Below are 21,401 nucleotides of genomic sequence, written 5' to 3' on the forward strand. Positions count from 1 at the left end.
CTCGCCTTTTCACCGCACTCGCCAAGGATTGGGACCTTTCTTTCTCGCTGGTTAACTATGTCATTTTCCAAGCACAAATAGACCCTCACTTGGTCTTGTTTGAGGCGATTTTAGGACAAGAATTAACTTCACCATGGTTTCAGTCTTCGGGTCGTCTGAAGACATTATCAATGGAGCAACGTTATGTTTTACAATTTATCAATCGGAGACGAGAGAGAATCCGACCATCCCGATGAGGGCGGAAACTGGCCCAGTACGACGGGCAACCCGTCGGGAGGTGGACGCGGTAACGCAAAAGATGACTGATTGCCTGAAACTTTAGAGAGGGTCACCCCTCTCTATTTTCAAACTAATTGATTGAGCTCAGAAAAAAGAGCCAGTCACTTTTTCAGCCCACCAATCGGCTATTTTCACTCGCTCGTCCCAATATGCGGCTCGGTTATAGGTTCGCCTGATCGCGTTCTTATCTTGGTGTGAAAGATAGGCTTCTATCGCATCAGCGCTCCATAGGCCGCTTTCATTGGCGAACGTGGAAAATGTTGTTCTGAAACCATGCGACGTGACCTCCGCCGCGCTGAACCCCAGACGCCGTAAAGCCTGATTGAGCGTATTTTCACTGATCGGCTTTTCGGCGGAGCTAAGAGACGGAAAGAGCAACGCGCCCCAACCTGTCAGCTCTCGCAATTCACCTAGCAAGGCCAAAGCCGCATCCGATAGGGGCACGTTATGCGGCACCCGCATCTTCATCCGCTCCGCTGGGACGTTCCAGATGCGCTCTTCAATATCGAATTCCTCCCAGCGCGCTTTGCGAATTTCGCCAGGCCGTGATGCGAATAGGATGTGGAGTTTCAATGCAATTCTTGTTTCAGCCTTGCCGCCATAGCTATCCAGCGCCCTTAGAAACTCCTTCAGCCGCTCTTTGTCCGTTATCGCGGCGTGATATTTCACTGTAGGGCGGATCAGCGCATCTTTCAGGGCAAAGGTCGGATCAGTCTCTGCAACGCCAGACGCCACCGCATAACGAAACACGGCGCTAATGGTGGCTCTAAGGCGTCGCACGGTTTCATAGTGCCCCAGCGCTTCGCGCTTCTTCAGTGTCTTTAGGACGGTTTGCGCTTTAATTTCATTGATCGGCATATCGCCCAGATCGTCCATCGCCAGCCGTAAGAGCCATTCCTTCTTCTGAATCGTGGCTTCGGACTTTCCCTCTTTGAGCTGTTTAGCGAGAAACTTTTCAGCGAATTTCGCGAAGGTGTGTTCAGACACGCTGGCTTTTTTCGCTTTCTTCTTTTGCTTATTCGCGGCTGGGTCAACGCCTTCGGCATGAAGTTTGCGCGCCTCATCTCTAAGAAAGCGAGCCCTCTTCAAACTAACGGCTGGATATTTACCTAGGGACAAGCTCTTCTCTTTACCGCCCAAACGAAATTTGAATTTCCAGAGTTTTGACCCTTTAGGTGTCACCAAAACGAAGAGGCTGTCATAGTCCGAAACCTTGTAGGGCTTGCCCTTAGGCTTCAGCGACTTCAGCTTTGCTTCGGTTAACGGCATCAAACCCCCAAAATCGACCCCCAATTAGGGTGGATTTGGTAAAACAGCATGATACGCCTTCGGACTAACATAGGCATAAAACACCGTATTTACTAGGCTTTATCGGACGATTTCGGATTTTATGGGAGGTCGCAATGGTGCCCAGAAGAGGACTCGAACCTCCACGTCCATACGGACACTAGCACCTGAAGCTAGCGCGTCTACCAATTCCGCCATCTGGGCACGTCATTGGGAAGCGAGCCTCTAGCCCTGCGGGTGGGGTGGGTCAAGCCAGCACGTGAAAGGCGATGTTCGTTTTTCATCACGAATACGCGCTCGCCAATTCGGCACGATTATTAGCGTATAAAACTTGCTCTGAGCAGTTCGCCTTAAGGCGCGACGCCCTCGCCGAGAAGCGGGTAACGCGCCTCTTCTTTGTAAAGATTAGGACCCCGTTTTTTAGGATGACTAGAGATGAGGCTGAACTGATCGACGAGAAACGGACGCGTTTCAAAATCCGCCATCCGTTGCTCAAACGAGACAATGCGGTCGAGCGGCGAACGCGGCTTCATATAGGCCATCGTCACATGCGGCATATATTTGCGGCTTTCCATTTGGACCTCGGCCCGCCGCGCGGCGTGGCGGCAATGTGCGTGTAAACGCTCCAACGCCGGGTGGGGTTTGACGCCTGCCCAAATGGCGTGCGGTTCGGTTTTCCCGAAATGGCCACCGCCCGCGAGTTCCAGCTCAAAACTCCCCATGCGCAAAGTGCCAATTTCATGGTCCAAAAGCTCCGCATAATCGGGATCGACGTCGCCAAAAAATCCCAGCGTTATATGAAGACGCTCTTCGCTAACCCAACGTGCGCCGGACACACCTTTTTGCTCGCGGACAATGTCACCCGCAATTTTTTCAGGGAGGAAGATGGCAGCAAATAGTTTCATAGGCGAATTAAGCGGCAGGTGACCGATATGTCTTGTGAATACGCGCGGCTTCTTTTTCCATATCATCCGTCCATTCGATGTCGTGGGCGTCGATATTTTCTTTGAGCTGCGCCATGGTTGTTGCACCGATAATATTGGACGTCACAAATTCACGACTTTCGACAAATTTCAATGCGAATTGCGTGGGCGTTAAACCGAGGCGACGGGCGGTGTCATTACAATCTTTGACGGCTTCATGGGCGAGGTCATATCGCCCTAGGAACGTTGGGAATTTTTCCCACCGGGAGCCTTCAGGTTTGTTCCCATCATCATATTTCCCCGTCAGCAATCCCATCGCCAGAGGTGAGTAGACCAATAAGCCAACGTCTTCACGCATTGCGATCTCTGCGCGCTCATAATCGAAACGCCGTGCGACCAGAGAATACACACATTGGTTAGACACCATGCGCGGCCAGTTGTTTTTTTCGGCGAGTTGCAGGAACTTCATCGTGCCCCATGCGGTTTCATTGGACAGGCCAACATGACGGATATTTCCCTTCTCGACGTGACGGTTTAACGCCCCGAGAATATCCTCGAGCGGCACCATGTCAGAGGCATCATAATCTTGATAGGAGTGAAAGCCGAACCCTGGGATTGCGCGGTCTGGCCAATGTAATTGATAGAGGTCGATGTAGTCAGTCTTCAGTCGCTTGAGAGATTTCTCAACGGCTTCGTCAATTTGCGCCGGCGTGTGTCGCGTCAGAGGTTCATCCCCATCCCGCGCCCAAGTCATCTGCGAACGGCCTGTCACTTTGGTGGCCAGAACATATTTATCACGGTTTTTACGCTGCTTTATCCAATTCCCGATGTAGGCTTCTGTTCGGCCTTGCGTCTCGGCTTCGCCAGGAACGGGATACATTTCGGCAACGTCGATGAAATTGATGCCGCGCTCCAGCGCATAGTTCAGTTGCTCATGCGCCTCTGTTTCTGTGTTTTGCTTACCCCACGTCATTGTCCCAAGGCACACAGACGTCACATCAATATTTGTTCGGCCAAGTTTACGCAGGTCCATGAAGTCGCTCCAAATAATATGAAATATAGCAAAGGGCTATTTGTATTAACGTCTTTGGGGCACTATATAAGGAGAAAGCCCCCTGCAACGGGGAAATGAGATGTTCAAGGAGATGTCATGAACCAATTCGATTCAACCAAAGTCACGGGCGGCGCACAGACCGACCTGGGTCTGCGCACATTCTTGCTCGGGACCTACCGCTATATGGCAATGGCGATGGCCGTTACCGCTGTTGTCGCGTTCTTTACGGGTCAAGCCATCACAAATGGTGTGATTCCGGTTTCACTAATTTATAACCCAATCACAGCGATTGCGTCATTCCTCATTATCGTATTCGGTTTTGGCGCTGTCGGAAAAAAACTTCCGTCTATGTCACAAGGTGGCGTGCTGGCGTTCTTGTTTGGCTTCGCCGCCTTTATGGGCGTTCTTATGTCAGCCTATGCGACAGCCTTTTTTGACCCGACCATCGTTGCGAAAATCTTCTTTATGACCGTGGCTATGTTCGGTGCTTTGTCGCTGTTCGGTTACACAACGAAGTTTAATCTCAGTGCCGTAGTAAAATATGCCTTTGCCGCATTCATGGGCTATGTCCTGATCGGTTTGGTCGGCATGTTCGTTCCAGCCCTCAGCGTTTTTGCGGGCGGCACATTTGGCATGATCATCAACATCGTTGCACTTGCCGCGATTGCAGTGATCACAGCTTGGGAAACACAGCATTTGAAGCGCGTCTATTACGCCTATGCAAATGACGCCTCCATGCAGGGTAAAATGCAGGCCTTTGGTGCCGCATCCTTGCTGCTAGCTTTCATCAACATGTTCCAAATCTTGATGAACCTTTTTGGCCGCGAATAGTCCCTAGCGGAAAATCTATTCAGGTAAGCATTCCGAGCCGCCCTTTGAGAAATCAAAGGGCGGCTTTTTCTTTGCCGAAATGTAACGCACGCGCTGCAGTTCTGGCAGATATGTTTAACACACCCTTAATCGCGCGCGGACTATGTCCTGAATCATGCGCATCTCTCGCAAATATTTAATCGAAACGCTTGTTCCACGTCTGTTTGTGGCGGGACTTAGCTGTACCTATTTGACGGGTATGGCTGTGTTGGCAGGTTTTGCGATGTCGGCCAAAGACCTGCCTGACCCGAAAAAACTATGGGAGCGGAACCGTCCCGTCTCCGTACAGATCGTGGACCGTAATGGGCGCGATGTTTTAGTGCGCGGCGCCACCGTCGAGCGCCCTGTTGATTTGGATACCCTGCCTTTTCACGTCCCGATGACATTTCTTGCCACGGAAGATGAGCGCTTTCGCAACCATATCGGTGTCGACCCGCGCGCTTTAACCCGCGCGATGTGGCAGAATATTCGCGCCAAACGCTATGTGCAGGGCGGATCGACCCTAACGCAACAATTAACCAAAAACATCTTCCTGACGCCCGATAAAAAGCTGTCGCGTAAAGCCCAAGAAATGATGCTGTCCATTTGGATGGAAAGAGATTTCAGCAAAGACGAGTTGTTGGAGATGTATCTCTCTCGCGTTTATTTTGGCAGCGGGTCTTGGGGGCTGGAGAATGCGAGTTTGCGCTATTTCAACAAACCTGCGGCAGAGCTGACGCTGGCAGAGGCCGCCATGTTGTCAGGGCTCTTGCGCGCACCGTCTCGCCTAAACCCTGTGGCTGATTTTGACGGGTCAGTGAAACGCCAACACGTCATTTTGAATTCGATGGAGGCGCAAGGTCTTTTGGATGTCGGGGTATTAGACGCAGCGAAAGCGGACCCTATCGAAATCCACAGCCCAAAAGACACCGAAGGCGCGCAATATTTCGTCGATTGGATCTGGGATGATTTGGAGCGCCGTATCGGTGTGCCAACCCAAGATATAATCGTACAGACAACCCTCGACATTGAGGCGCAGACGGCGGCGCAAGCCGCGTTAGTCACCCACCTCGACCCAGATCGGGGCGCGACACAAGGCGCGATCATTAGTTTGGACGGTACTGGCGGTGTCTTAGCGCTGGTCGGCGGACGCGATTATGGCGAGAGTCAGTTTAACCGCGTCACGCAAGCGGTGCGACAACCGGGATCCGCCTTTAAACCCTTTGTCTATCTCACCGCACTCCGCGCTGGGAAGTCACCTTGGGACACAACACTCGACGCACCGATTACGATTGAAGGATGGACGCCAGAGAATTTCACAGAAAAGCACTTAGGAACAGTCACGCTCCACACGGCCTTAGCGAAATCGCTGAACACCGTCGCGGTTTCGCTGGGCGAAGAGGTGGGGCGCGAAAATGTCGTTTCCACGGCCACGCAAATGGGTCTCGCAAATTTGAAACCATTCCGCAGTCTTGCGCTGGGTGCGCAGGGACAAACCCCGTTAGCTGTCGCGGAAAGCTATTTGCCCTTTGCAAACTGGGGAACACAGCGCGCTGCCTATGGCATCCTGTCAATTTCCACAGCCGACGGTACGCCGCTCTATGATCGGGTCGCACCCAATGGCGCAATGGTACTGTCCCCGAATGAATTGGCGGACATGAACTATATGATGATAGAAGCTGTGGAGCGCGGCACGGGTCGACGGGCGCGGGTTGAAGGCCATATGATTGCGGGGAAAACAGGAACGACCAACGATTTCCGTGATGCGTGGTTTGTCGGATATGCGCCCGACCATGTGACGGCCGTTTGGGTCGGCGATGACACGAATGCGCCAATGGCAAAAGTCACAGGCGGCAGCATTCCTGCGATGATCTTTGCCGACACAATGAAGGTCCAACTCGTCGATGCCCCGGCCGCCAGACTCCCTGTTTCTGTTGAACCGGACTGGGCGCGAAAGGATGCCCAACTTTTGAATCTATTAGACCAATTAGAAACCCGCTTGCCTTAAACCCAGATTAAGGCGCGAAGAACCACCGTCCACCCACGAAAAAATTATAAGATCTATGGATACCCGGTAAGTCTCTGTAGTTCGCCCGAATGTTGCGATCGCGGCCAGACACATATTCAAATCCTGCGGCTAAACGTAAGTTTTTGGTCAGTTCATACGACGACCCCGCAAAAGCATTGGCATAAGTATCCGTATAGGCATCATCGGCAAAGACGGCGAAATTTGGGTCATTATCTGCGGTGCCTTCGAATGTCACTTCGCGGCGTAAGACCCCTGCACCTGCGCCAAGAAACGGGCGGAATTTGTGACCGTCACGGAAGTCGTAAAACACATGCAAGCCGTAGGTTTTGACGGAGCTATCACCCCGCGTATCCGAAGCCCCATTCAGCCCGACGATGTCGGAATAACGATAGGCATGTTCCAACTCTGCGCGCCAATTTTTGTTCAGCCTATATCCAACCGCCCCTGCGATCTCATAGCTATTGTCAAATAGAAGATTGTTCTCATCTTCGATCGCACCATATCCGCGCAGCGCGATGTAATAGCCTTCGCCTTTGGTGGCTTGCGCGGTTGCGGTTTGAGCGGAAGTTCCCAGAATCAGAACAGCGAAGCTCAGAGAACAGCAAAGTTTGGAGAGTGGGCGAAGCAATCGAGCGGGTCTGGCCGCAGAAGATCGAATGGATAAAATCATATCTGGTATATTTTGATCGCGTTTCATTTTTCGCGCCTAAATCCTGCCTGCCAACTTATCAAGACAACTAAGCACGGTCTGGGGAAAGTCGACATTATGAGAAACCGCCTTAATTCCGTTCACTTTCAGTTCACACTGGCACTTTATGGGGGCCACGATTGGACGTCGCCCCTTTTGAGGTGTTCAATCTGTCGGCCCCCAATACACCGACATATGCGCCTTCCGCAGTATGTGGGCTGGGGAGGGCGCATATTTTAATCGAGCGCGTTGAGTGCTATAGGCTGCTAAAATTCCGCACCGACGGCATGTAGAACTGGGCCGTTTTTACTGAGCCAACGTTTGGCGCTTTTCACATCATCGAAAATACGGTCACAAACGGCCCAAAATGCGGCACTGTGATTGGCTTCAATCATATGCGCACATTCATGCGCACACACATATTCCAATACATGAGGCGGCGCGCAGATCAGGCGCCAAGAATAAGAAATATGGCCTTCTCCCTGTCGGGTGATGCAACTTCCCCAACGGCTCTCCGTATCGCGGATCGAAACTTTGCCCACGCGCTTATCCAGTTTCTCAGCATAATGATGGCTGGCCGCTTCTAACTCGGCGCGGGCTTCGCGGATAAGGAAACGACGGACACGGCCCGGGAAGCTCTCCGCGTCAGGACTGGGCACAATGATCTTCTGCCCGATTCGGTCTATTTTCGCCCGACCTCGTCCCGTCGGATTCACCAATCTAAATGGCTGGCCCTGAAATAAAATTTCCCCACCCGGCACAAAAGGCTGGGGAGAAGGTAACGCTTCGAGTTGGACATCAATCCAATCGCGCTGCTGCTGTGCAAATTGACGGGCCTTAGCGAAAGCAGAGGTGCCGGGCACCACAACATGTACTTCACGCGACCCCGCTTTGACCTTTAGTGAGATACGGCGTGCCCTGTCTGAGTGCACATAGAGCACGCGCGGGTCGCCGCCATCTCGTAACGGGAAATCTGCCTTGCTCGGTCGGGCCGGCATGTTATCGTCCACGCCAAGTAAAGATTTCAGGAAACCACTCATGTCGCGTCAGTTATCATCTCTGTTAAAAATTTCGGTCGCTGGATTCGTCCTCTTAAGTGTGGGGGCGTGTAAGCCCGCAGACAAGGGCCAAGGTGCATTGAAGTCTGCGGGTGTGGAAGCGCTGAATTTGAGCAAAGCAGATACGTCCATCTTTGGCAAATATTTCGAGACAGCCGCTTGTGACGTGGATGAAATGGAAGCGCTCGGTGCGCTAGCAGGCTTAGGATTGGGTGAAACAGGCACAAATAATCTTACATTCGCAAAGCGTAAATTTGAGGCTGGCCGCGTCGTTTACTCAGATTTTCGGATAGAGACATCAGACACGGAGTCTTTTTCTTCCAAACAGATCACGTTCCATTGTCCGCAGATGGGCGAAGAAGCGCCCAATTTTGAACGCCTTGATCTGAAAGATGCAACGCTGCGCGAGGATGAAATTACCGCGAATTTCGGGACGCTGAGTGTTTCCCACCCAACAGCCGACGCCGCCAAAGCCCTCGTCGCAGGTATGATGAGCTCAGACAATGACACCTCTGGTGATATCGGATTTGGTGCTGTGTCTGTCACAGGCGTCAAAGTAACAGGCGACGCGTTCTCGGGTACACTTTCGGCCCTCGCCTGGGGTGAAGACCGCGGCGCGGACAAACGCGGGACAGCCGACCTCATGTTAGAAGAGCTGAAAATGACAGTTCCAGGCAAAGATGGCGTTCAGGATATGACCGTCGACTTTGAGGGCATGGGTGCGCGCAACTTAAACATCGGCGCAAAGCTGCTCCCGCGATACGGCCTGTCTCCAAACGGCGCGATCAGCCAATTTATCGGCAGTTTGAATACAGGTACCAAGCCCTATGACGAATTGATTATTGGGGATCTTGATGTTGATGCCGAAGGCTTTTCGCTAGATTTTGACGGCATTGAAGGAAAAACAACCGAGGCAGGCGATGTCATCACAACGCGGCAATCTTTCAACCCCATGACCATCACACTGAAACCTGCATTGGGCGAGAACCCCGAATTTAAACGGGCATATACGATCCTTAAATCACTGGATTTCGAAACCATTGAAATGTCAGGCAGCTCTGTAACACGTTTGGACAAGAGCGATGACAGTATCGCCGTCTCGGACGGTTTGTGGGTCATCAAGGATGCTATGAAATTAAATTTTGAATATGAAGCTGAAGGTCTGGCAGAGATGCTGAAAAGCTTGCAGACAGCTCAGAGTGTGACGTCGCAATCTCAAATGGCGGCGATGTATGAGCCGCTGAAACTGCGGTCCATGCGTTTTACGATGGAAGATAATTCTATCGTGGCGCGCGGCTTGAAACTCGCAAGTGAAATGACGGGTCAATCCGAAGCCAATATCAAACGCGGTTTGGGCATGTTGGTTTTTGGGGCCGCGATGGCCGCCGAGAATGAGGTGCAGGCCGAAGTCTATTCCGAAACGATTGAGGCCTTCGCCGATTTTGTGAAGAATGGCGGCACGATGACGATCGAAGCCAACCCGCCCGCACCCTTCTCGCTCGCTCCGCTTGTTACTGGAAAAGGCGCAGATGTGGATCCCGCGACACTAGGTTTCTCAGCCAGTCAGGAAAATGAAGCGCCTTAAGTCCATTCAGCATAAGGATGTGATATGATCAGAGACAGTCTGTCAGAGCTTAAAGGCCTAGATCACGATCCAGACTTCCGTTGGCGTGGGACGAGTGTCACGCGCATCGAGAATCTGTCTGATATTGTCTTTGCGATTGCCTTAGGCATGCTGATTACAGGCGTAGATGCGCCCCGTACATTGGTGGACCTGCGCGAATTTTTGGTCAACATCTTCCCGACCATTCTGGGGTTTTGCGTTTTATTAGGGTTGTGGAATGGGCATTACACATTCTTCCGTCGCTACGGCGTTGCCGACTCGAAGATCATTATCTTAAATGCGGTCTTGATTTTTATTGTCCTATTTATGGCTTACCCGCTTCGCTTCGCCTTTGACTCACTCTTTGGGTTTATCACACAAGTTTTCACGGGGGATTACACGCGATCCATCAACCTCGGACTCAGGAGCTACAGAGACGCCGCCGAAATCATTGCCTATTTTAGTCTCTTCTATTCTGCATCCTTTGCGGTTTTCGCGATGATGCAGGGACATGTGCTAAAGAAAGCTGAGCTCCTAAGTCTCAACGCGCATGAATTAGCGGTTTCCAAACAAATGCATTTGGTCCGCTGGTTACAATGCGGCACAACCCTGCTCTGCGCGATCCTCGCGTGGTTTACCCCCCTTGGCCCCGCTGCTGCGGGACTAATGGCTACATTCAGGCCTCTCTTCCTGATTGCAGCCAAGCGCTATCCTGTTCCAGAGACAACATAAGCCATACATTTTCATAGCCCCACCCTGCGCGGATTGGCCGCCCACGCTCACTTGAAACCTTCACACGCGTCGCGCATATGGTGGGCAACGTAATCTAAACCCTCACGGAGCCTTCCATGAAAGTCCTCGTCCCCGTCAAGCGCGTGCTTGACTATAACGTCAAGGCCCGGGTCAAACCCGACCAATCGGGCGTTGACCTGTCCAATGTCAAAATGAGTATGAACCCGTTTGACGAAATCGCCGTCGAAGAGGCTGTCCGTCTCCAAGAAGCTGGTACAGCGACCGAGACAATCGTTGTTTCGATTGGTCCCGCAAAGGCGCAAGAGACAATCCGCACAGGCCTTGCTATGGGTATGGACCGCGGTGTTCACGTCCAAACAGATGAAGATCTTGAGCCTCTCGCAATTGCGAAAATCCTTAAAGCGGTCGCAGAAGCCGAAGGTGCCGATCTCATCGTGATGGGCAAACAAGCTATCGACAATGATTATGGCGCAACAGGCGGTATGCTCGCAGCTCTCCTCGGCTGGCCAATCGGCTCAGCCGCAAACTCTATCGCTCTGGATGGCGGCGCGCTTAGCGTTGTCAAAGAAGTCGATGGCGGTTTGCAAACGGTGAAACTGCAAATGCCAGCCCTCGTAACGGCTGACTTGCGTTTGAACGAGCCACGCTATGCGTCGCTTCCAAACATCATGAAAGCCAAGCGTAAGCCAATTGACGCGAAGACACCTGCCGATTTTGGTGTGGACACAACGCCGCGCCTCAAGACCCTAAAAGTCACAGAGCCAGCAGCACGCGAAGCTGGTATTAAAGTCGAAGACGCAGCAGCGCTGGTCGATAAATTGAAAAACGAAGCAGGAGTGATCTAATGGCTGTCCTCGTTATTGCAGAACATGACAACACAACGTTGAAAGACGCGACACATAAAACTGTCACCGCAGCTTCCCAGATGGGCGGCGACGTTGACATTCTCGTTGCAGGTAAAGGCATCAAAGATGTTGTCGCCGCAGCCGCCAAAATTGACGGCGTCCGCGCGGTTATCGGCGTTGACCATGACGCCCTAGAGCGTCAGCTGGCCGAAGCCATGGAAGTCGTCGTCGTCGGCCTAATGGATGGCTATGACGCGGTCCTTGCGCCTGACACAACCTCGCATAAAAATTACATGCCACGCGTCGCAGCCAAGCTCGATGTGCAGCAGATTTCTTCCGTCACGGGCGTTGAAAGCGCGGACACATTTGTCCGTCCAATTTACGCCGGTAACGCCATGGCGACTGTGCAGTCCACAGATAGCAAAAAAGTCGTCACTGTGCGCGCAACAGCCTTTGCAGCGGCAGGCGAAGGCGGCTCTGCCTCGACGTCCGATGCGGATGCAGGCCTCGGCGCGCTGAAATCTGAATATGTAAGCGAAGAGCTGTCCAAATCGGATCGCCCAGAATTGACAGCGGCAAAAGTCGTCGTCTCTGGTGGTCGCGGTATGGGTTCGGGCGAGAACTTCAAATTGCTTGAAGGCATTGCCGACAAACTCGGCGCCGCGATGGGCGCTTCACGTGCTGCCGTGGATGCGGGTTTTGTGCCCAATGATTGGCAAGTTGGCCAAACAGGTAAAGCCGTGGCACCACAGCTTTATATCGCCGTCGGTATTTCTGGCGCGATCCAGCATTTGGCTGGCATGAAGGACTCGAAAGTCATTGCCGCTATCAACAAAGACGAAGATGCGCCGATCTTCTCCGTCGCTGATTACGGCCTCGTCGCAGACCTGTTCAAAGCTTTGCCTGAGCTAGAAGCTGAATTAACTAAAGCTGGCTACTAAGCCCTATTGTTATCATAAATGAAAAAAACCCCGACACTTTCGTGTCGGGGTTTTTTTATGGCTCTAATTCTAAAAGACTGAATTTACGGAATTATCGTCACGCCCGTTGCGCCAGAGCTAAAGGCGTCGCGCACAACGCCTGCATCAAAGAAAATCATGCGGCCAGGGTCTGTCTCGACCTGCGGATTATTATCGCTTGCCCATGCCACGACGAATTGATCTGTTCCGTCCAAATAAGCCGGCGTAAAAGTAACGTCACGGTCGCTGCCAAAGAAATTTGACAGATCAATGTCGAATTCATCTTCTTGCGGTAATTCCGTGATCATGCCGCTATTATTGAGCGTATCTTCAATAATTTGCCCGTCAATCACATAAACAGCGCTTCGGAAACGCGAAACGCCCAGGAACTCCTGCTTTCCATCACCATTCATATCTTCGACCATAGCGCCGAAACTGGAGCCCTGCCCCCCTTGGCGCGTTAAGGTGGCGGAGGATGATCCAAAAAGACGGGTATTTGTATCGGGATCAATCGCTGCGAATTCATCCCCGTCGATCATGAAAACATCATTCACACCGTCGAAGAACAGCAAAGTCGGGATACCATCGCCGTCATAATCCTGCCCGGCCACCACTGTGCCAAATTCATGGTCCCGCAGTCGAAAGCCTTGCGTGGTCAAATCTAACGCGTCTAGATCGACGGATGTGGTGCTTGCGGTTCCCAAAACCGCACTTTTGAGGAAGAATAGGTTATTGTCCGAGAAATTACGTTGGCGTAAAATCAAGTCTGCAACGCCATCCCCGTCGACATCTGGGATCGGGAGAAAATCTGCCGTTTCGGCCCGAACGAAACCGTTAAACTCATTTCGAAAATTAAACGTCACGTCGAAACCGTCGGCTATGGTTTTAGGCGTACCCGTTCCGTCGACACCATAAATAATGCCAGCTTCGCCCGATCCGTCATTCCCGCTAAGCAGAACGACGGCAATATCATTGATGTCATCCCCGTTCACATCTGGGATGAGCGTTGCATTTATTTCCCCATCGGGGCTGGTGATCGAATAAACAATGCGGTCGGCGATACTGCTCGGGTCTATATTTCCCCTCAACGCGGCATATTCCGCTTCGCTATCGATGGGGAATACATAAATATTACCATCTGCAGACAGCAAAACATCTGTCCCACTCCCATCGGCCTGCGCCAATGCACTCAACGCATTTGGTGTGAAATCGCCTGTATTGTTAGTGGTTGTAAACCTCACACCTGAGGCTGTATCGGCGCCAACACTTTGGTTCGACGTAGCGCCCGCGATAAATTCGCTCTCAATGATATAAGCGGAGGCATTGCCCTTGCCCGTGACATTGGTAACGGCCAGTTCGGCGTTCCCGTCACCGCTCACATCTGGAATTTTCGTAAAAGGAACTCCGAAAGTCTGAAGCGCTGTCTCGCCTTGGATCGTGAAAGCGGATGTTTCGGCATCATCGTCGACATCCAATATTTGGACTTTGAATTCAGACGCTAGATCAACGCCTTGGAAGGTCCCGGTCAGATCGAACTCATAAAGATTATCGCCATTTGCATCAGCGGGGGCTTCAAAATTGAAAACCCGCGAAGTCAATAAGGTTGTTGTCACAACGCGGTTCCCATTAGAATCGGGAGCAGTAATTGCGAAACTCACCGTGAAAGGTTCGGCGTCAGGCCCCACCAAAGCCAGATTGCGCGGCTCTTCATTGCTCGGCGCACTGACGGTGAAATCCGTAAAAACGATATTCTCGAAACTATTATTTTCTTCGATGCTGGCTTCGAACAGGCTCGGGATACCGCCGTTTGCAGGGGGTTGCACAACAACGGGTGGCGTGGGCGTCGGCGTGGGAGCGCTGGATCCACCACCTCCCCCACCGCAAGCCGATAGAACCGTAAAAAGAGCTGATCCCATTAAGGGCTTAAACGCCTGTCCGCGCGCAATCTGTGTCATATACTCAACCTCCCGAAACCGCGCGCCCACCAGTAAAGTGCAGAATGGGAAAATAAACGCAAGGTCATTTTCTACGCCATTTGATTTTATCTCTTCGAGGAGGACGTCCGCTTTTTGCGGAATTTGAAAACCTGTCCCGTCTTCGAAGCCAGCTAACCCTCTGTAATCATGTACTTTCCTATAATCGCATTCCCGCTCCAAAAACTTGTGATACTTTACACAGGTTCTTTCGGACACGGGACAGGCGGGGCCTCGCTTGCTGGTTTGAGAGACGGTGGGTCTGAGCGTTGGGTGGTGAGACATCCGAGTGTGCCGGGACTTTAGGAGTGAGAGCCGACCGCTGGTTCCAAGTGTGCCAACTGCGGGGTTTATGACTGGCCGCTTCTTCAAAAACCATTGCCGCAAGGTTTGCATTATTCGTCTGACAATCGGGTGATGTGGCAATCGCGTAAAACAAAAACTATAAATTTGGTATTCCATCGCGGATGCCAACCTTGCGGACGGTCCCGCTTATAATTTTGGCTTCGGCAGTTTCCCCCTGAAATATGGAGATGGGCTGTGTAAGCTTTCGCTTGCCCAATCTCCTAACGTGCAGTGGTTCCGATAAACATAAGCGCCTCTGTCACAAATTTTGGATCCATCACGGCGCTAACATGCGACCCCGATAATTCACGATATTCAGCATTTGGGATAATCTTCGCAAGCGCCACCCCCGAGCCATTGTCAAAATCGCGATCGCCCGTCATCACCAAAACAGGAATGTCAAAGGTCCGTAGGAGGTCGGCACCCGTGTAAAGCCGCGACGAGAGCGCCCCACGAAGCCCCGCCACGCTGCCGCCTGTCGCTTCAATACGCGCTTGAAAAGCCCGCGCCCCGGCGGTGTCTTCTCCACGCGCGAGTTGGTCAAGCGCGGCACGAAATGCGTCATTACGGTCTGTATTGGTCTCATCTGCGGCTGCGTCACCAATACCGCCCAACACCAAGCGTCCACCTTCTCGGGTTAGCAAATGATATCGCAACGCTGTCAACGCTCCAAAGGAGTATCCGACAATTGCATGGGCATCCGCATCCAAATGCGCCATCAACGCGATTTGATCACGCGCAACGGCGTCACGGGGCCAAGCGCTTTCAACGTCTCGCACTTGGGACTGTCCGTGACCGCGCAAGTCGGGGGCAATGACGCGATATCCCGCATCGACAAGGGCATCGAAAATACCCGTCTCCACAAAGTTCTGCTGCGCCGAAGAAGAAAACCCATGCAGGAGCAACAAAACAGGCCCCTCGCCGCGTTCCAGAAAACTGATCTTTTCGCCGTCAAAGGATGCGAATGATTGGCGTTGCGTTTGCAAATTTTCGCTGGCTTGAACCGCCAAATTTTCGATATTCAACGCGGGTGTTTGGCAGGCTGAAAGTCCAATTACGCAACCTAAAACGAAACTCATTTTTCGAAAAATATCCATGTCGGCAAAATGCGAGTTGCCCCTCGAATGTAAAGCAGAAATCCTCTAGAGGTCTCCTATGACACGTACACTCCTCCTCACATCTGCTCTGCTCTTCTCCGCTTGCAAAGGCCTCGACGTTCCACCGCCCAGCTCGGATATGAACACGCCGCAGATCGCAACGACGCCAGCGCCGAAAACAGGCATGGTTGCGGCGGCAAACCCATTGGCAACGGAAGCGGGCCTGAAGGTCCTACGTGCCGGTGGCTCTGCTGTGGATGCCGCGATTGCTGTGCAAGCCACATTAGGTCTCGTTGAGCCACAGTCGTCAGGCTTGGGCGGCGGTGCGTTCATGGTACTCTATGATCCGAAATCCGCCAAAGTCTGGGCCTATGATGGGCGCGAAGAAGCCCCAACAGGCGCGACGGCAACCATGTTCCAAGACCCGACAACAGGAAAACCTCGCAGTTATTTTGAACGCGTCGGCTCCGGACAAGCCACAGGTACGCCCAGCGCGATGGTCATGCTGCACAAGGCACATGAAGATTACGGCACCTTAGATTGGGGCACCCAATTCGACAGCGCGATCACGCTGGCCGAAGACGGATTTTCTGTCAGCCCCCGCTTGGCTGGATTGATCACGCGTTTTGGCGGCTATATCCTCAAGGATAACCCCAATACGCGGGATTATTTTTTCACCGAAGACGGAACGCCAATTCCTGAGGGCTTTCTCCGCGACAACAAACCTTATGCCGAGACATTGCGGGCCTTGGCAGAAAACCCGCGCGCCCTTCTTGAAGGTCCCATTGCCGAAGACATTGTCGCGGCCACACGTATGGACCCCTTCCCTGGGACATTGAGCCTTTCGGACATGGCCGCCTATCAGCCCCGTAAAACGGAAGCGCTGTGTACAGAATATCGAGAACACGCGATATGCGGCGCCCAACCCCCAGCCAGCGGCGGTGTCGCTGTGCAGTCGCTACTGGGCGTGTTAGAAAATTTTGACATGGCCGATGTCGGGCAAACAGCACAGGGTTGGCATCTTTTTGCCGAAGCCAGCTTCCTGGCCTATGCTGACCGCGATAAATATGTCGCCGATCCAAAATTCGTCGCTGTTCCCATTCGCGAAATGCTCGATAAATCTTATTTAAAAAAACGCGCAAGTTTGATTTCAGACGATGCTGTTATGCAAAATGTTACGGCGGGGGACCCCGTCGCCTTTGCTCGCGGGAAAGATGCGACGCCCGATAATCCGGGCACGTCTCACTTCACAATTGTCGATAAAGACGGCTTGACAGTTTCCATGACAACAACGGTCGAAGGGGCCTTTGGCAGCCAGCGAATGGTGCGCGGTTTTCTACTCAACAATCAGCTCACCGATTTTTCAGCCCTTGATCAGGACGCCGACGGCGTTTTGATTGCCAATCGTGTGGCCGCTGGAAAACGTCCGCGCAGTTCCATGAGCCCGCATATTGTCTTCGCGCCAAATGGCGAATTCCTCTTCACCACAGGATCGCCTGGCGGAAATTCAATCATCGCTTACACAGCAAAAACGATTGTCGGGATGGTGGATTGGGGCCTGTCGCCACAAGACGCAATTGAGCTCCCCAATGTGATTGCACGCAATGGGTCGCTGCGATTGGAAGCTCAGAATTTACGGAATGCTGAGACGTCCGAAATTGATCGCGGCGTCGGCGCAAAAGAATTTGGCATGGATGAGGCAACCGTTTCCGCACTCGAAACAATGGGTCACGATGTCCGCCGCTCTCAAGGCGAAATCTCAGGTCTACATATTATCTATCGGCAGCAAGATGGCACCCTTATTGGTGGTGCCGATCCACGCCGCGAAGGTACAGCTATCGCCCAATAAACGGGCTGCACTCTTACGCTGAAAGCGGCAGCGTGAGTAAAAACCGAGTCCCTGTCTCATCCGAGGACATGAGGTTCAAATCGCCGCCTTGCGCTTTGGCTAACTCCTTGGATATCGACAGGCCCAAGCCCGTTGAACGGGTCTCCGCGCTATGGGCTTGGCCACCTGAAAATGCTTGAAACAGATTATTGCGGGCGCGGTCTGGCAACCCGGGGCCCGTGTCTGATATGCGCAATTCGGCAAGACCTTCGCGGACTTCTGCCCCGACGAGTAAACGACATTGTGCCGATTTATGCGCGATCATCGCTTGGGCCGCATTCCGGAACAGATTGTGAAAAATACGATAAGCGTGGTCTGGATCGGTCCGCACCATTAAATCCGTCGGAACAGTATTGCGAAAATTGACCCCCGGAAACTGCGCAATGACGTCAGCCGCGGCTTCACCGATAATAAACGCAATCCGCGTGTCTTGGATTTGCGGGTCGGCCGTTTCGGCTTTGGAATAAGACAAGACGTCGTCTGTCAAACTGATCCCGCGTTCTACCGTGCGCGTCAAACGTTCCCCCATCTCGGCCATCTTTGGCTCCGGGTTCATAGACAGGCGGTCTGATATCAGGAGGGCCGACGATAGCACATTTCGTAGATCATGGTTGATCTTCGCCACAGCCAATCCCAATCCCGCCAAGCGTTCGCGCTGATGGAAGGCGGCGCGCAGGGATTGTTTCACATCGGTAAATTCGCGTTGGAGCTGCCCGATTTCATCTTGGCGTTTGGAGCGCGTCCGAATAGCGCGTCGCCGCGCAGGGTCTTCGCGAAACGCTGTCATGTCTTCGGCCAATTGCTGAACAGGACGAATAATCATGGCCGACATCGACAAATAAATGAGCCCCCCTGTAATGATGGCAATGATTAAGGAGAGCCAAAAAATTCGTCTGAAATAGTCGCGCAACGCCAATCGCAATTTCTCACGCGGGATAAGAAGCTCTAGGGAGTCTTGCCCCGCAACGGGGCTGTTCGAAATCACACGCAGGACTTCTTCACCATCAGAAAATAGATCACGAAAGGGCTGAAGGAGCGACGGGAACCGAGGGGCTTCGCGCAAATCTAATGTGGTGACAGCCCCCGTTTCTGTCGGCGGGGCACCTAACATTAACTCAGTCATACCATCACGCTTGGCCGCCATCAGCATGACGTCGGTGTCAGCCATGAATTGATTAGTCAAAATCGTTGAGGCTTCGTAATCAGGGACACCGGTCAAAGCCTGCGCGAGCAGTCCCGCTTGCTGCGTGCGTTCAGACAGCCAATCCTGACGAAACAACGCTGCGGACGGAATGAAAAGAAGCATCTCCGCCAGCATGACAAAGCCAATCGTTAAAAGCAGAAGCTTTGACGATAATCGGCGCGATATGAAGCCATCAATCATGTGGGATACTTAGGTCGCAGCGCCCAATTTTCCTAGGGGAACTTATGCCTAATGAAACTTAGCCCAGAAAGCGGCCGTCTTTCGCGGCATCGCATTAGGGCCGAACAGATCTTCGGTATACAGGCTAGATGCCGCACGTTTCACGGCTTCCGACCGGGTTGGGTAAGGCGAAATTATTTGCGCCAATTTAGAGAGCTTCATGCCGCCGGTCATCGCGACGGACAACATATGGATCATCTCTCCCGCATGTTCGCCCACAATGGAACCGCCAAGAACCTTTCCTTTGTGGTTCACAACGATCTTTACCCCGCCCTTGGTCGAACGTTCTGCGATAGCACGGTCATTTTCGTCAAAATGAAATTCAACTGTTTTGACCCGATCTCCAAATTTCTCACGCGCTTGCGCTTCGGATAAGCCAATATTGGCGAGCTCTGGGGACGTGTAAATCGCGGCCGGCATACGGTCATTTTTCGCACTCGAAAAACCTTTGTTCAGTGCCTGCGGGAGAAGGAAGAAGTTCTTGAAGAGCTGGCCTGCGTGGAAGCCCGCAATATGAGTCAGTCCACCCATGCCTTTGACGACGTCCCCCGCTCCGTAAATCCTCTTATTTGATGTTCGGAGGTTGCCGTCCGTTTCGATGCCGCGCTTGTCGAACTTCACGCCGGCCGCATCTAGACCTAGATCGTCCACCGCTGGAGCCCGGCCTGCGGCGACCAGAAGATGAGAGCCCTTAATTAGAGTCCCGTTTTCCAGTTCAATAATGATGTTTTTGGCTGTCTTGCGTATCTCCTTCGTCGCGGCGGGCGCGTGAAAGGTGACGCCTTCTTCCTGCAATGCTTCAACAAGGACTCTCGCATGTTCTGGCTCGTTACGGCCCAATGGCGGGGCAATATCGACAATCGTAACTTTGGCACCAAGACGGCGGAAGGTTTGCCCCATTTCCAATCCAATAGGTCCCGCACCAATAATGAGTAAGTGTGATGGGAAGGTCTTAAGGCTAAAGATAGTCTCATTTGTCGCGTAGTCGACCTTATCCAAGCCTGGAATTGGCGGCGCGGAAGCGCGACTGCCCGTGGCCACAACAAAACGCTTGGCGCGCACCCGGGTAGTGTCGGACTCAACTGTCTTTTCATCGACGAAATGAGCGTATTCAGAGATGACCGTTGCCCCGAAACCTTCGAACCGTTCGACAGAATCCATTGGCGCGATTGTCGCAATCACGCCTTGAATATGCGCCTTCACGGCCTCCCAATTCACTTCGGGTTCGACAGGCTTAACACCAAGGGACGCGCCCTCACGGCGGGCTTGGGCGACTTTACCCGCTTTCAGAATAGCTTTTGATGGAACGCAGCCGTGGTTCAGACAATCGCCGCCCATTTCGGCACCTTCAAAGAGGACAACGGATCGCCCAATTTGCGCCGCGCCCGCGACCATGGATAGGCCAGCAGAGCCCGCGCCGATTACGCAGAGGTCGACGTCATATTCTGTTTTGCTAGTGGACATAAAAGCGTTCTTTCTCGCTAAAATTTTGACTGGCAGCAGGCGAAATTCCAGCCACCAAATATTGTTTGGAAACGTCAGATAACGCTATGAAGCGTCCAGATTGACAGACGAATTTTTGAAGAATTTTTTATAAATCGCAGGGATGAGCGCAACGAAAGCCAGTGCGCAAAATGCTGGAAATAAATTGGCTCCAGCCGCCTTAACAACCGCACCTACGTCAACTGCCTCGCCAGCCGCAGCTGCGTCCAGTAATGTCCCACGCAATCCTGCGCCTATCCATGTATAGGCAATTGTACCTGGAATAATTCCCAGCGCGGTTGAAATAAAGAAATCTCTGAATTTCGCGCCCAAGATGGCTGGTGCGATATTCACGACCGCAAATGGGAAAATTGGGATCAAACGCAGCGTGAATAGATAGGACAATGCATTTTCATTAAACCCCGCCTCCATCTTGCCGACAAATGGACCCGCAACGGATTTCAGGGTTTCGCCAATCGACGTCTTTGCCGCAAGGAATAGGAGACAGGCCCCGATGGTCGCACCAACAATCGTTGCGGGCGCACCGACGGCCAAACCAAAGAGAAAACCCCCACCAATTGTTAGAGCGCTAGCTGGCACCATAAAGACCGTCGCCGCGACGTATATTGCTATGAAGGCTAGCAGAACGAGGATAAAGTTCTCCTGCACTAAGCTGTTCAAATAAACGGCATTCTCGCCCAATGAAGTGGGGCTGAGGTAGGTGTGCCATCCTTGAGATATGGCGAAAGCGAATCCTAGCAAGATGACGTAAATCGGCCAGAGTTTAATCCAGATAGGTTTGGACAGTTTTTTGGAAGTTTGCGTGTCGGTCATTTTCAAATCTCTTATCTTCGCTTTACCAAAAG

General features: G+C 52.5%; 18 protein-coding genes and 1 tRNA gene. 8 read left to right on the forward strand and 11 right to left on the reverse strand.

Going from position 1 to position 21,401, the window contains the following annotated elements:
• Positions 1–183 precede the first annotated feature (183 nt).
• Complete coding sequence (locus IE073_RS14235) at positions 184–306, forward strand: hypothetical protein (RefSeq protein ID WP_267905576.1); 123 nt, start codon at positions 184–186, stop codon at positions 304–306.
• A 57-nt stretch (positions 307–363) separates the two neighbouring features.
• Here IE073_RS14235 and IE073_RS12100 read toward each other — a convergent pair whose 3' ends face one another.
• From IE073_RS12100 to IE073_RS12115, 4 genes are all read right to left on the reverse strand, one after another.
• Positions 364–1,548 carry a tyrosine-type recombinase/integrase gene (locus IE073_RS12100; protein ID WP_189586432.1) on the reverse strand — a complete coding sequence of 395 codons (1,185 nt, stop codon included), beginning with the start codon at positions 1,546–1,548 and terminating at the stop codon, positions 364–366.
• 135 nt (positions 1,549–1,683) lie between these two features.
• Positions 1,684–1,770: transfer RNA gene (locus tag IE073_RS12105), tRNA-Leu, on the reverse strand.
• Positions 1,771–1,916: 146 nt separating this feature from the next.
• On the reverse strand, positions 1,917–2,471 hold the full coding sequence (thpR, locus tag IE073_RS12110) for an RNA 2',3'-cyclic phosphodiesterase (RefSeq protein ID WP_189586435.1): 555 nt from the start codon (positions 2,469–2,471) through the stop codon (positions 1,917–1,919).
• A 7-nt stretch (positions 2,472–2,478) separates the two neighbouring features.
• Positions 2,479–3,522 carry an aldo/keto reductase gene (locus tag IE073_RS12115; RefSeq protein ID WP_189586438.1) on the reverse strand — a complete coding sequence of 348 codons (1,044 nt, stop codon included), beginning with the start codon at positions 3,520–3,522 and terminating at the stop codon, positions 2,479–2,481.
• Between the two features lie 117 nt (positions 3,523–3,639).
• Between IE073_RS12115 and IE073_RS12120 the strand changes: the two genes are divergently transcribed.
• Both IE073_RS12120 and IE073_RS12125 read left to right on the forward strand, forming a co-directional pair.
• On the forward strand, positions 3,640–4,374 hold the full coding sequence (locus IE073_RS12120) for a Bax inhibitor-1/YccA family protein (RefSeq protein ID WP_189586441.1): 735 nt from the start codon (positions 3,640–3,642) through the stop codon (positions 4,372–4,374).
• Positions 4,375–4,528: 154 nt separating this feature from the next.
• Positions 4,529–6,400, forward strand: coding sequence for a transglycosylase domain-containing protein (locus IE073_RS12125; protein ID WP_189586445.1), 1,872 nt, complete (start codon positions 4,529–4,531; stop codon positions 6,398–6,400).
• A 7-nt stretch (positions 6,401–6,407) separates the two neighbouring features.
• On the opposite strand, the gene IE073_RS12130 is transcribed toward IE073_RS12125, so the two are convergent.
• The gene (locus tag IE073_RS12130; RefSeq protein WP_189586448.1) at positions 6,408–7,118 is read right to left on the reverse strand and encodes an outer membrane beta-barrel protein; all 711 of its coding nucleotides are present in this window, start codon (positions 7,116–7,118) and stop codon (positions 6,408–6,410) included.
• Between the two features lie 257 nt (positions 7,119–7,375).
• Positions 7,376–8,149, reverse strand: a complete 774-nt coding sequence (locus IE073_RS12135; protein ID WP_189586451.1) for a M48 family metallopeptidase — start codon at positions 8,147–8,149, stop codon at positions 7,376–7,378.
• Here IE073_RS12135 and IE073_RS12140 point away from each other — a divergent pair.
• The 4 genes from IE073_RS12140 to IE073_RS12155 all read left to right on the forward strand — a co-directional run bounded on the left by IE073_RS12140 (position 8,148) and on the right by IE073_RS12155 (position 12,309).
• On the forward strand, positions 8,148–9,752 hold the full coding sequence (locus IE073_RS12140; protein WP_189586454.1) for an aq_1923 C-terminal domain: 1,605 nt from the start codon (positions 8,148–8,150) through the stop codon (positions 9,750–9,752). The two genes, IE073_RS12135 and IE073_RS12140, sit on opposite strands and share 2 nt — an antisense overlap.
• A gap of 24 nt (positions 9,753–9,776) precedes the next feature.
• Positions 9,777–10,502, forward strand: coding sequence for a TMEM175 family protein (locus tag IE073_RS12145; protein WP_189586456.1), 726 nt, complete (start codon positions 9,777–9,779; stop codon positions 10,500–10,502).
• 116 nt (positions 10,503–10,618) lie between these two features.
• On the forward strand, positions 10,619–11,368 hold the full coding sequence (locus IE073_RS12150; protein WP_189586459.1) for an electron transfer flavoprotein subunit beta/FixA family protein: 750 nt from the start codon (positions 10,619–10,621) through the stop codon (positions 11,366–11,368).
• A complete protein-coding gene (locus IE073_RS12155) occupies positions 11,368–12,309 on the forward strand; it encodes an electron transfer flavoprotein subunit alpha/FixB family protein (RefSeq protein WP_189586461.1) in 942 nt (313 codons plus the stop codon). Before IE073_RS12150 ends, IE073_RS12155 begins: the two co-directional genes overlap by 1 nt.
• Positions 12,310–12,392: 83 nt before the next feature.
• Here IE073_RS12155 and IE073_RS12160 read toward each other — a convergent pair whose 3' ends face one another.
• Together IE073_RS12160 and IE073_RS12165 are read right to left on the reverse strand one after the other, a co-directional pair.
• Complete coding sequence (locus tag IE073_RS12160; protein WP_189586465.1) at positions 12,393–14,282, reverse strand: hypothetical protein; 1,890 nt, start codon at positions 14,280–14,282, stop codon at positions 12,393–12,395.
• A gap of 584 nt (positions 14,283–14,866) precedes the next feature.
• Positions 14,867–15,724 (reverse strand): alpha/beta fold hydrolase, encoded by an 858-nt coding sequence (locus tag IE073_RS12165; RefSeq protein ID WP_189586468.1) that lies wholly within the window; start codon positions 15,722–15,724, stop codon positions 14,867–14,869.
• 76 nt (positions 15,725–15,800) lie between these two features.
• Here IE073_RS12165 and IE073_RS12170 point away from each other — a divergent pair, with 76 nt between their 5' ends.
• Positions 15,801–17,591, forward strand: coding sequence for a gamma-glutamyltransferase family protein (locus IE073_RS12170; protein ID WP_189586471.1), 1,791 nt, complete (start codon positions 15,801–15,803; stop codon positions 17,589–17,591).
• A 13-nt stretch (positions 17,592–17,604) separates the two neighbouring features.
• Here the strand turns inward: IE073_RS12170 and IE073_RS12175 are convergent, their stop codons facing one another.
• The 3 genes from IE073_RS12175 to IE073_RS12185 form a co-directional block, all read right to left on the reverse strand.
• A complete protein-coding gene (locus tag IE073_RS12175) occupies positions 17,605–19,014 on the reverse strand; it encodes a sensor histidine kinase (protein WP_189586474.1) in 1,410 nt (469 codons plus the stop codon).
• 48 nt (positions 19,015–19,062) lie between these two features.
• Positions 19,063–20,517 carry a dihydrolipoyl dehydrogenase family protein gene (locus IE073_RS12180; protein WP_189586477.1) on the reverse strand — a complete coding sequence of 485 codons (1,455 nt, stop codon included), beginning with the start codon at positions 20,515–20,517 and terminating at the stop codon, positions 19,063–19,065.
• An 84-nt stretch (positions 20,518–20,601) separates the two neighbouring features.
• Positions 20,602–21,369, reverse strand: coding sequence for a TVP38/TMEM64 family protein (locus IE073_RS12185; RefSeq protein ID WP_189586480.1), 768 nt, complete (start codon positions 21,367–21,369; stop codon positions 20,602–20,604).
• Positions 21,370–21,401: the final 32 nt, after the last annotated feature.

It is taken from the genome of Litorimonas cladophorae, from assembly GCF_014652455.1.
Lineage (GTDB): Bacteria > Pseudomonadota > Alphaproteobacteria > Caulobacterales > Maricaulaceae > Litorimonas > Litorimonas cladophorae.

Bases quoted from the DNA above. Each gene is read 5' to 3' on its own strand.
- IE073_RS14235 (WP_267905576.1), top strand. From the start codon at position 184: ATGTTTTACAATTTATCAATCGGAGACGAGAGAGAATCCGACCATCCC.
- IE073_RS12100 (WP_189586432.1), bottom strand. From the start codon at position 1,548: ATGCCGTTAACCGAAGCAAAGCTGAAGTCGCTGAAGCCTAAGGGCAAG.
- thpR (WP_189586435.1), bottom strand. From the start codon at position 2,471: ATGAAACTATTTGCTGCCATCTTCCTCCCTGAAAAAATTGCGGGTGAC.
- IE073_RS12115 (WP_189586438.1), bottom strand. From the start codon at position 3,522: ATGGACCTGCGTAAACTTGGCCGAACAAATATTGATGTGACGTCTGTG.
- IE073_RS12120 (WP_189586441.1), top strand. From the start codon at position 3,640: ATGAACCAATTCGATTCAACCAAAGTCACGGGCGGCGCACAGACCGAC.
- IE073_RS12125 (WP_189586445.1), top strand. From the start codon at position 4,529: ATGCGCATCTCTCGCAAATATTTAATCGAAACGCTTGTTCCACGTCTG.
- IE073_RS12130 (WP_189586448.1), bottom strand. From the start codon at position 7,118: ATGAAACGCGATCAAAATATACCAGATATGATTTTATCCATTCGATCT.
- IE073_RS12140 (WP_189586454.1), top strand. From the start codon at position 8,148: ATGTCGCGTCAGTTATCATCTCTGTTAAAAATTTCGGTCGCTGGATTC.
- IE073_RS12135 (WP_189586451.1), bottom strand. From the start codon at position 8,149: ATGAGTGGTTTCCTGAAATCTTTACTTGGCGTGGACGATAACATGCCG.
- IE073_RS12145 (WP_189586456.1), top strand. From the start codon at position 9,777: ATGATCAGAGACAGTCTGTCAGAGCTTAAAGGCCTAGATCACGATCCA.
- IE073_RS12150 (WP_189586459.1), top strand. From the start codon at position 10,619: ATGAAAGTCCTCGTCCCCGTCAAGCGCGTGCTTGACTATAACGTCAAG.
- IE073_RS12155 (WP_189586461.1), top strand. From the start codon at position 11,368: ATGGCTGTCCTCGTTATTGCAGAACATGACAACACAACGTTGAAAGAC.
- IE073_RS12160 (WP_189586465.1), bottom strand. From the start codon at position 14,282: ATGACACAGATTGCGCGCGGACAGGCGTTTAAGCCCTTAATGGGATCA.
- IE073_RS12165 (WP_189586468.1), bottom strand. From the start codon at position 15,724: ATGAGTTTCGTTTTAGGTTGCGTAATTGGACTTTCAGCCTGCCAAACA.
- IE073_RS12170 (WP_189586471.1), top strand. From the start codon at position 15,801: ATGACACGTACACTCCTCCTCACATCTGCTCTGCTCTTCTCCGCTTGC.
- IE073_RS12175 (WP_189586474.1), bottom strand. From the start codon at position 19,014: ATGATTGATGGCTTCATATCGCGCCGATTATCGTCAAAGCTTCTGCTT.
- IE073_RS12180 (WP_189586477.1), bottom strand. From the start codon at position 20,517: ATGTCCACTAGCAAAACAGAATATGACGTCGACCTCTGCGTAATCGGC.
- IE073_RS12185 (WP_189586480.1), bottom strand. From the start codon at position 21,369: ATGACCGACACGCAAACTTCCAAAAAACTGTCCAAACCTATCTGGATT.